This is a genomic window from Rhodohalobacter sp. 8-1 (assembly GCF_038150125.1).
In the GTDB taxonomy this organism is placed as follows: domain Bacteria; phylum Bacteroidota; class Rhodothermia; order Balneolales; family Balneolaceae; genus SW132.
The window spans coordinates 351896-362195 of the sequence record NZ_JBBVMF010000003.1 but is presented as its reverse complement, the minus strand read 5'-3'; the positions used below and the strand labels follow the sequence as shown (position 1 = coordinate 362195).

Genomic DNA, 10300 nt, shown 5'->3' with positions numbered 1-10300 from the left:
TCAAAGGGGGACTTTTATCCTTTCCGACCCAGAGGGTCGGGGAATTAAACCACTTTAGATTAAATTCAGATTTGTACCTAGGTACTTCAATCATTTAATCCTGCCTCTCGGAAGATTTTGTCAATCTCATCTTTTCCACGGGACTCTTTCCTTATGTGAGATTTCAGCGAGTTGATAAACTCTTTTGGAGCATCGGGTGAAATAAGAATTTTCTGATCGTTATCGGTCACGATCAAGACGGTTTTCTTTCGATGGGTCACATAGGCTTTATAATGCCCCAGAATACTGTTTTTAAAATTGCCGATATATCCAAATACTCCGCCAATTCCGAATAGCCTGAGTGACCCCATCATAGCTATCGGCTTGTTATCAACACGCCTGATACTGGAATACGGGATATTTTTTGACCAGCCCAGCCGAACAATTTGCAGCTCGCCATCCTGAATGCTATAGCCATAAACACCAAAAGCAGCAAAAACCACTATAAGTCCTAAATTGAGTAGTATAACCCACGGGACGCCAGTCGCAATTGCTACACCAATGAGCAGGCTAATGATTCCAAGGGTCATTGTGATGAGCAGAAAATCCCACGGTGCCTTGAAACGTGTTCTATTATGGCTCATGATCTAATTCCTTGGATTGATGGTTACTTTATCAGGTATCTTTTGAACTGCTTAAAGTGCGCGCTGGATCATAATCGACACAATTTCAGCAATGATGACTGATCCAATAAATCCAATCCACAGCCTGGCTCCTTTCAGGTTTGAATTGATTTTGAACGCATTATAGAGAAGAACGAAGTACCAGATTAAAAATAGCATGCTTATGACGCTTAACGCCGCAAGCTGGTATAGCTCTGATCCCTGAAGATTCAGCAGCTCTTCGATTGATTGAACATCTGGCTCAAGCAGAAGTGCGGGTCCGATAGAAATTAGCAGCGGTATTCGGGCAACCGCAACCGAACCTGTGATATCGATAACACGTATTGGTGACCGGAAAAGTTTTGCAGCTGCAAACATGCATCCCGCCATGCTCACCCATGCAATCAAAATATCTGCAACGGGTGTAGCCCAGGACGTTACTATGGGAACAAGATGCATATCAATGGCGCCAGCAAACCTAATATCCAAGTAATAGCCGATCGGAATATGAACCGCTGCTATGATCAGCCCGATAAAAAGTATGCGTTCACCACCAACGAATAAAAACGGGTTAAACAACCACATACTGAGTCTCTTATTTTCAGTTGTCAGAGTCATCTTCAAGCCGGCCTATTTTTTCAATTAACTCGTTCAGATAGTTGCGAACCGTTGGGTAGCTCAGGCCCATCTCATTGGCCATCTCTTTCAAACTCCCACTGTTTTTTATAAATGATAGTACAAATCCCACCTCATCCTTGCTGAGTCTCAAAAGCACCGGCAGGTCGTAATCTCCACTAACCTCCGTACGGCAATTGGGGCAGCCAAGCACTTTCACATTCAAATCACCTCCACAGCTGGGACATGTGACCGGGAGCTGCTTTTCTCTGTTTTCCATACCTTTATTTAATTTTATTTAACTTATTTTAAATATTATTGATATATAATTCAAATATTTGATAAAATAATCACAAGTACACATCTATTTAACCTATCTGTGCCCTTCGCTTTTTCTGCATTTGACATATGTTCATAAAAAAAGCCGATGATCGTTTGACACAATCATCGGCTTAATTTTAAATTGAAAGCTAAAGTATCAGCCTCATGCTGACGAGATAACCATTACTGTCCCACAAAAAACAGTGCGTTAATAAACAAAATTTTCCCGTTCTCCCAGAATCCCCTAAACAGCGGATTGTCGACCATATAAATAACATCCCCAGATCCAACAGACTGAACGCCAAATGAGAGACTTCCTTCCAGATTCTCTTTTGCCAGCTGACCTGCAAACCCACTCATGTGTGCATCGGACCGAACAGTTCCCACATTCCAGCCGCTGCTGAGATAGTCAAATGCGGATGCATCTGTTTTGAGCGAAAAATAGTCCGTCTTGTATCCATAGGCCAGCGGATGGGTACCATCGAGCGTGGTTCTGAAGATAGAACCGGGCGTGCTGCTCATGGCACGAATTCGGCTGCTTTCGTCATATGTGCGCAGTTTTGACTCGTCGGCATCCTCTTCATCGTTATCGGGCAGTGATTTCCTCGAAATCTGAAAGGCATCAATTCCTGCAAGTGCTGACACCGCATTATCAATGGCAATCAGCTTACCGCCGGATTTCACCCAGTCGGTCAGTTTATTTTTTGCACTGTCATTCAGCATGTCAGAATAATATCCGCTTGGCATCACAATTGTGTTGTAATCACCCAGATCTACCCGGCTAAAGTGATGGGTATGAATTAACGTAGCGGGATAGTTCAGTTGCTGATCGAAAAAATGCCAAACTTCACCGGCCGCCAGAGAAGACGTTCCATCTCCCATAAATATGGCCACTTTGGGTTTGTCGATAAAAGCAACATCAGAGGAACCGAAATCAGCTCCCTCCTGCACATACCCGCTGGCGCTACCATGAAGAGATCGGCCAAACTCTGTTGCTGCTTCTCGAACAATTTGATCAAATTGCTCTCCAAGATGCTTATTGCCGGCACGGGTGATTACGAGCGTTCCCCGTTCAAATTTTCTGCCGTCTATCTGAAACGGCACTGTGCTAAATCTGCTGTTGATGCCTTTTTTAGTGATATCGGCCAGGAATCTGGCATCATTCATCGATCCCCATTCTGCGATATAAGCGTATGGCTCGTTCACGCCGGTGTACTCAGAATTCCAAAATAGATCTGCCGATAGTTCTGCCTCAGGATCAATTCGGCGTTCAGTTGCATAGCCCGTCAGCCCAAACCGGTAGTGCGCCTCCCATGCCGTGATATCATAAGTCAGAGAATCTGACAGGGCCGGGTTGGGCTCAAAAAATACTCGGGCAAGCTGTGATTTTGGCTGATATGCGCTAATAATAATATCATCGTCTTCAACTGAAAATCGCTCGTTTTCGCCGGTTGCATAGTTGTAGCCGTCGGCCCTTTCAGAATCACCGGCCCGCCCGTACCGAATCTGCTGATTGTCTAAAAATGTGAGCAGATTGTAAATGTTATCCGGATCGTTGTCTGCTTTCACAACATAAGTTTTGTACTGCCCGGCTGGATTTTCAACAGCTTGCTGAAACCGGGTCTCGAACTCATTCATAACCCGTTCTGAATGTTGGGCTGTTACTTCAACGGTGGAAATTCCGGTAACGGTATGATGCGTCAGGCGATCTTTCAGCGTTAATGTATCGCCGTCTTCAGTGATAACGGCTGCACCGCCTAGCCCATGGCCCGCCTGCTCATACGTCATGCCGATGGCGCCGTTAAAAGTGGGCCAGGTATCTCCATAACTTGGATAAAACAGATCAAACCGCTGCTTTGTAAAGTATAGCCAGCCCTCTTCATCAAAATACGAGGTATGATTTTCACCAATTGTGGTTTGAAACTCACGCTGCCAGTCGGTGATGGCTTCATGGAATGGCTCGGCTGCCGGGGCGAAATAGTACGGTGAGTTGTAGCCTTGCTCGTGAAAATCAACATGAACATGGGGCATCCATTCCTGGTAGATGGCTGATCTCATCTGAGATTCCTGCTGCGTTTGCCACGCCCAGTCGCGGTTCAAATCAAAATAGTAATGATTGGGTCTGCCTCCGGGCCATGGCTCGTGATGCTCCCGCGACTCCACCTTTGGATCGTATTCACTGCCCGTTATCCCGCGAAACCAGTTTACGTACCGTTCTCTGCCGTCAGGGTTAACCATCGGGTCAATCACAACTACGGTATTTTCGAGCCAGCCTGCAGATTCCATATTCCCCGGATCTGCCAGCTGAAAGAGTGTATTCATCGCGGCCTCACTGCTCGAGGTCTCATTGCCGTGAATGTTATAGCTTAGCCATACAATTGCTTTTCTCTGGCCGGTGGGTTCACCCTCAATCAACCCGGTTAGCTTTAAATTATTGGTTCGGATCTCTTCAATATTCTGGTGGTTGGCCGGTGACGTTACAACCAGATGGACCAGCTCACGATTTTCATAGGTTTCGCCATACGCCTCAAAAGAGACACGGTTTGAGTTTTCGGCCACATGCCGAACATACCCCATTACCTGGTGATGGGGTGTATATCGATCCCCCAATTCGTAGCCAAGGTAGTCTGCCGGGCTTTGAAGCTGGGCAAATACCGGGTGAACAATCACGCCTGAGAAGAAAAAGACTAAAAAAATTACAATCCGGAGTTTCATATTTATTGGGCAATCTGTTTGATTTTTTACAAGATTGACAACTTAATTAAATCCTCTATCTGCTAAAAGCATCAATTTCAGTAGCTATAAATTGTTCTGCGAATACTTCTTAGTCATTCACATCTGCTTCAGTTCACACACGGCGCAGGAAAATATTTATATGACTTTAGTTTTGATCTCATATAAACGTGTATCACCAGTCACTTTTAAAAGCGCCGGTTCAATTGCTGAATTATGAAAATGAGATAGTTATGAAAAAAGAGTTAAAAAGTTGAACTGTATACGTATACAGATAGTTGAAGTTATTCAAATGTTATCAGTTTTATTCAACTAAACGATCCCACTATGAATTCACGCAAACTTTCGGTGATATCCGGAGTGATTATTTTCGTGGCCACACTTTTTCTCTCATGGTACATTGTATCAGGCTCCGAAGAGGAAACTACTCAGGAAAGTGATACCGAAGCTGCCCCCGTTTTAATGGTAACCTACCAGCCCGAAAGTATTCAATCATCGATCAGGTTTACGGGTAGAGTCATACCATTTGAACAGTTTGAAATTTATGCCGAAGTAACCGGTATTTTTGAACATGGAGATCGTCCGTTCAAAACAGGCACGGCATTCAACAGGGGTGACATCCTTATGCAGTTAAATAATGACGAGCAGCGGCAGCAACTTCAGGCAGCCCGATATGAGTTCTCAGCCATAATTTCTCAGCTACTGCCCGATATCAGTATTGACTATCCCGGCAATTACGACGCCTGGTCGTCATATCTCGACAACATGGACGCATCGGAATCTCTCCGGCCCCTGCCGGAAGTAGCAGACAGACAGTTCAGAATGTACCTGAATCGCCAGAATGTGTTCAGCAGATTTTACTCTATCCGTCAGCAGGAGGTTCGGCTTGATAAATTTACAATTCGAGCGCCCTTCGACGGAGTCGTTACCGATCACCAAATAAATCCAGGTGCACTGGTTCAAAGCGGTCAAATGCTCGGGCAGTTTACCGGCACAGAGACACTTGAAATTGAAGCTTCCATTCCGGCACGCGAGGCACAATATGTATCTACCGGAGCCACTATTACGGTACGCACCACCGGTATTAATTCTGAAACATATAGCGGTACCGTAACCCGGAAAAATGCCCTCGTAGAACCGGGAACCCAAAGCGTTAAAATATTTGTGGATATCAGTGATTCTGATCTTGAGCCGGGATATTATCTTGAAGGTGATATTCGGGGACAAGTGTTTGCTGATGCCTTTAAGATTCATAAAGATATTCTCATCCGGGATAATGAACTCTTTACAGTAAAAGACGGCCGGGCTACGCTGACTACGGTGGAACTTCGCGCAAGCGCCGGTGACAGCATGATTGTAAGCGGGCTTGAACCCGGCACTACCATTATTGACGAATTCAGAAATGCTGCGTTTGAAGACACCAGAGTAACTCGCCGGGAGGAGCAATAGATGCGCGGTATTATCCGGTTTTTTGTAAAACATGTTGTCCTGGTTAACCTCTGTATCGTGGTGATACTCTTCTTCGGAACACTGGCTGCCCTGAATCTGCAGTCCAGCTTTTTTCCCGAACAGCAGGTACGATTTATCAATGTTTCGGCTGTTTACCCCGGCGCATCTCCCATTGAAATGGAGGAAAGCATTGTCCTGAAAATTGAGGACAATCTTGCCGCCGTAGATGGCGTGAAAGAAATTACATCACGCACAGAAGAAGACAGAACTACCGTAACCGTTGAAATTGAAACCGGCATTGATCCCAACCTGGCACTTCAGGAGATCAAAAATGAAGTAGACCGCATCAGCACGTTCCCGGCCGGACTTGAAGAGATTACCGTTTCAAAACAGGATCAGCTCAACCCTGCCGGTCAGCTCGTGCTGCGCGGAGATATATCTGTAACGGCACTGCAGGATTTGGCCGACCAGGTAGAAGATGATCTTCGTAAATATGATAACATTAGCCGCATCAGCATATTTGGCTACAACAGCCCGGAAATCGAGATCAGTGTTCGTGAATCAGCGCTGCGAAATTATGGCATGACCATCCAGGATGTGGCAAATGCAGTAGCTGCCGAAAACATCAGGTCAACCGGCGGTATTCTGAGGGGAAGCGAGCTCGAGTATCGCATCAGGGTTGAGGAGAGAGATTACTTTGCCACGGGATTCAAAGATATCCCGGTTATCACCCGGCCTGACGGAACGATCATCCGCCTTAGTGATGTGGCCAACGTCCGGGATGATCTTGAAGAAGGCGCCCAGCGCGTATTTCTGGACAGGGCACGGGCTATTAACATTACGGTGAATACAACTAACAATGAGGATATCCTTCAGGCCGCTGAAAGTATCAAAGAATACATAGAAGAATTCAATACAGGCCGGTCGGAAGTGGAGCTCTATCTTGTAGATGATTCCACTAAAAGCCTGAGAGACCGGATCAGTCTTCTACAGGAAAACGGGCTTCTGGGAGCGGCTTTAGTGCTGCTTTTACTCGGCATGTTTTTGAGGATCCGGCTTGCTTTCTGGGTTGCTTTAAGTATTCCCATATCACTGTGCGGCATGTTTGTGATGGCTATCTGGTACGGGCTCACCATCAACGTTATCTCCCTGTTTGGGATGATTATTGTGATAGGTATACTGGTTGATGACGGAATTGTAGTGGGTGAAAATATTTTTCAGAAATACGAGGAGGGGCTTACTCCCATAAATGCTGCCGTGGAAGGCACAATGGAGGTGATGTCGGCCGTGACATCTGCGATTATCACTACCGTATTGGCGTTTTCATTTTTCTTCTTTATTCCCGGTCAGCTGGGTGAGTTCTTCTCTGATGTGGCCTTTGTTGTTTCCGCTACACTTATCATTTCGCTCATAGAAGTTTTCATATTTTTACCGGCACACCTCGCCCACTCCAAATCGCTTAAAAAGAACGGGAGCAACGAGGGTGTTCAGCAAAAGGTTGCTAATTCCATCAAACGTTTCAGAGACCGTTTTTACGTGCCTTCTTATGAATTTGCCCTGCGGAATAAAACACTTACAATCCTCAGCTTTCTGTCCATTTTCGTATTCACAATCGCTTCAATTGGCGGGGGCATTATCCGCACAACTTTTTTCCCGGATATTGAGGAGAACAGTATTACTGTAAGCGTGATGCTAACCCGGGCTATAAATGTAGAATATACAGAACGGCAGGGACGGCGCATGGTATCGGCCGGAGAACGGCTGAACGAAAAGTATCGTGATCAGTTCAATACTGATGAAGATATCATTCGAAATATTGAGATGCGTGTGGGTTATGAAACCAATGAGCTGAATATGACCTATTACCTGATGGCATCGGAAGAGCGTCCGCTCCGTACATCAGAAATAATAGCAGATCTCCTGGAAGAAGTTGGTGCCATTCCGCGCGCGGAAAGGGTTTCTTATGAGGGAGGGTCTCCATTTGGGAAGCCGGTGGCTATCTCTCTGTTCTCACCCAATTTTAATGAGCTTAATCGCGCAGCAGACCGCCTGATGTCGGAGATGAGAAATGACCCGCGGCTCGCAGATGTGCTTGACAACCGTGATGACGAAGAGCCGGAAATTCACATTGAACTGAATGACCGGGCCTATGCCCTTGGGCTCACTACGCGAATGGTCAGCAGCCAGGTACGCGATGCTTTTTTCGGAAATGAAGTTCAGCGGCTGCAGCGCGGAAAAAACGAGGTAAGGGTTTGGGTTCGCTATGATATTGACCAACGCAGAAGCCAAGCGGACATCCTGAATATGGAAATAACGGCTCCTGACGGATCCCGGCATTCGCTCAGCGAACTCGCCAGTTTAAGTTATCAGCAGGGGCTTGTAGCAATCTATCACCGTGATGGCGTTCGGGAAATTCTAGTAGAAGCGGATGTCGCTAATAATCAAGTCTCGGCTCCGGATGTTTTAAGTAACCTTGAAAATCAGGTGCTTCCTCAAATTATCAGTGCTTACCCTTCTATCAACTATACACTTCAGGGAGAGGCTCAGGAAACCGGAGAGGTCATTGGTGCCATGCAAACAGCACTGCCGGTTTTATTGATTCTTATTTTTGCTGTGATCGTCTTTACGTTTAAATCGGTTTCGCAGGCGCTTGTAATTATGACAATTATTCCCTTTGGTATCATTGGTGCCGCATGGGGCCATTTCATTCACGGGATTCCCCTTGGCATCTTATCGTTACTGGGTATTATTGCCCTGGTGGGTATTTTGGTAAATGACGGCCTGGTGCTTGTAACCGCCTATAACGATAATCTTCGAAAAGGGATGGATGTGTATGAAGCAATGATTGATGCCGGGAGGTCGCGTTTCAGGCCAATCATACTTACTACCGGAACAACCGCTGCCGGGCTTGCACCTCTCATTCTGGATCAAAGTTTCCAGGCCCAATTCCTTATACCTATGGCGGTGAGCGTTGCTTATGGCCTTTTGGGAGCTACCTTAATACTTTTGATTTTATTGCCCATTTTGCTTATTACAGCCGGTAATATCGTACGATCGGTCCATTGGCTATGGGAAGGCGAATGGATAACACTCGAATCTGTTCAACCTGTCGCTAAAGATTTACAATGGGAGAAAGAAAATGAAGAATAAACTGACACTCGGCTTTTTACTCCTGATAGTTATTCCAATTATCGCTTCAGGGCAAGATACAGGCACACTGTCTCTTAAAGACGCCGTTGAAATCGCCCTGGAAGAAAATCACTCCATAACTATTTCAAGAAATCTGGAAGAGATTGACGAAAACAGTGCCACGATCGGCAATGCCGGGTATCTGCCAATCCTCTCTCTGAACAGCTCCTATTCCGAATCGATTGAAGACACTCGCCTTGAGTTTCCCAATCGGCCCGGGCAGGATGTATCCGGCAGCCGTTCAAACAGGCTGAATGCATCGATTGATTTTCAATGGGTGCTGTTTGATGGATTTGGTAACCGATATCGTCTGAAGAGTCTTAAACAGGGAGCAGAACTTGGTGCCGTCCAGACCCGACGAGAAATAGAGCTTACGCTTCTGCAGGTTATCGAGCTTTATCTGAATGTAAACACTCAGGCGCAATTACTTGTCGTTACCCGCGAAGCCGTTGAAATTTCCAATCAGCGTTATCGCCGCGCACTGCAAAATTATGAAGCCGGTGGCGGCTCCCGGGTGGACCTTTTAAATGCCGAGGTTAGTTTAAACCAGGATAGCATCCGTGTTGTAGAAACCGAGTTAAGCCTGAACCGAGCCAAACGAAATTTACAGGTCTTACTGGGAGCTGACCCATCAATGGATGTAGCCGTTGACGATGACGTTGAAATAGACGATCAGATGTCACTCGACACACTCTTGCACGCAGCTCTTTCAGAAAATGCGCGTTTAAATGCATCAGAAATTGAAACTGAGCAAGCCCGCCTGCAGCTCCAGCAGTCTCGGGCCGCCCGCTATCCTCAGATCTCTACCAGCGCAAGTTATAACTATAACCGGTTCGAAAGTGACGCAGGGCAATTTACGTTCCAGGAAACCGATGGTTTCTCGGCTGGCCTTTCATTTAGTTTTTCTCTTTTTGATGGATTTCGCCGCAACTTAACTGTTCAGAACAATAAAATCCGTCTAAAAAATAGCGAAGAGCAGAAGCGTCTCACCGAAAAAAACGTTCGGAGCGAGGTTCTGAATGCTTACGAAACCTATACCACTAATTTATTTCTCCTGGAGAAACAGCAACTAAATGTTGATACAGCTGAACTCAACTTTGAGAGAACTGAGCTTGCCTTTGAACAGGGTCAGGTTACCAATACCGACTTTCGCGAAGCCCAGCTTAATCTCCTGGAGACCCGGCAGAACCTGATTTCCCTAAGGGTTCAGGCGAAGTTTTCTGAAATTGATCTGCTGCAGTTATCGGGGCAGTTGCTAACTGATATTAAGTAAAGAGGAACTCTGCAGGTATCTAAAGTTTACTCATATCTGTAGATCATCACGTCACTCTCAATTTTTCAGATAATCATAT

General features: G+C 45.9%; 7 protein-coding genes. 3 read left to right on the top strand and 4 right to left on the bottom strand.

All coding sequences use genetic code 11. The features are described 5' to 3' along the window. Positions 1–86 precede the first annotated feature (86 nt). The 4 genes from AABW11_RS04705 to AABW11_RS04690 all read right to left on the bottom strand — a co-directional run bounded on the left by AABW11_RS04705 (position 87) and on the right by AABW11_RS04690 (position 4292). Positions 87–623, bottom strand: coding sequence for a PH domain-containing protein (locus AABW11_RS04705; protein WP_340103628.1), 537 nt, complete (start codon positions 621–623; stop codon positions 87–89). Between the two features lie 51 nt (positions 624–674). After that, positions 675–1226 carry a hypothetical protein gene (locus AABW11_RS04700; RefSeq protein ID WP_340103627.1) on the bottom strand — a complete coding sequence of 184 codons (552 nt, stop codon included), beginning with the start codon at positions 1224–1226 and terminating at the stop codon, positions 675–677. Between the two features lie 16 nt (positions 1227–1242). After that, positions 1243–1536, bottom strand: coding sequence for a DUF2089 family protein (locus tag AABW11_RS04695; protein WP_340103626.1), 294 nt, complete (start codon positions 1534–1536; stop codon positions 1243–1245). A gap of 224 nt (positions 1537–1760) precedes the next feature. Further along, positions 1761–4292 carry a M14 family metallopeptidase gene (locus tag AABW11_RS04690; RefSeq protein WP_340103625.1) on the bottom strand — a complete coding sequence of 844 codons (2532 nt, stop codon included), beginning with the start codon at positions 4290–4292 and terminating at the stop codon, positions 1761–1763. Between the two features lie 345 nt (positions 4293–4637). Between AABW11_RS04690 and AABW11_RS04685 the strand changes: the two genes are divergently transcribed. The 3 genes from AABW11_RS04685 to AABW11_RS04675 are packed head-to-tail and all read left to right on the top strand — an operon-like array spanning position 4638 to position 10221. Next, on the top strand, positions 4638–5759 hold the full coding sequence (locus tag AABW11_RS04685; protein ID WP_340103624.1) for an efflux RND transporter periplasmic adaptor subunit: 1122 nt from the start codon (positions 4638–4640) through the stop codon (positions 5757–5759). Further along, on the top strand, positions 5760–8909 hold the full coding sequence (locus AABW11_RS04680; RefSeq protein ID WP_340103623.1) for an efflux RND transporter permease subunit: 3150 nt from the start codon (positions 5760–5762) through the stop codon (positions 8907–8909). Continuing rightward, positions 8899–10221 carry a TolC family protein gene (locus tag AABW11_RS04675; protein WP_340103622.1) on the top strand — a complete coding sequence of 441 codons (1323 nt, stop codon included), beginning with the start codon at positions 8899–8901 and terminating at the stop codon, positions 10219–10221. Before AABW11_RS04680 ends, AABW11_RS04675 begins: the two co-directional genes overlap by 11 nt. Positions 10222–10300: the final 79 nt, after the last annotated feature.

Excerpts from the sequence above, each read along its gene's own strand:
- AABW11_RS04705 (WP_340103628.1), bottom strand. The coding sequence starts at position 623 with ATGAGCCATAATAGAACACGTTTCAAGGCACCGTGGGATTTTCTGCTC.
- AABW11_RS04700 (WP_340103627.1), bottom strand. The coding sequence starts at position 1,226 with ATGTGGTTGTTTAACCCGTTTTTATTCGTTGGTGGTGAACGCATACTT.
- AABW11_RS04695 (WP_340103626.1), bottom strand. The coding sequence starts at position 1,536 with ATGGAAAACAGAGAAAAGCAGCTCCCGGTCACATGTCCCAGCTGTGGA.
- AABW11_RS04690 (WP_340103625.1), bottom strand. The coding sequence starts at position 4,292 with ATGAAACTCCGGATTGTAATTTTTTTAGTCTTTTTCTTCTCAGGCGTG.
- AABW11_RS04685 (WP_340103624.1), top strand. The coding sequence starts at position 4,638 with ATGAATTCACGCAAACTTTCGGTGATATCCGGAGTGATTATTTTCGTG.
- AABW11_RS04680 (WP_340103623.1), top strand. The coding sequence starts at position 5,760 with ATGCGCGGTATTATCCGGTTTTTTGTAAAACATGTTGTCCTGGTTAAC.
- AABW11_RS04675 (WP_340103622.1), top strand. The coding sequence starts at position 8,899 with ATGAAGAATAAACTGACACTCGGCTTTTTACTCCTGATAGTTATTCCA.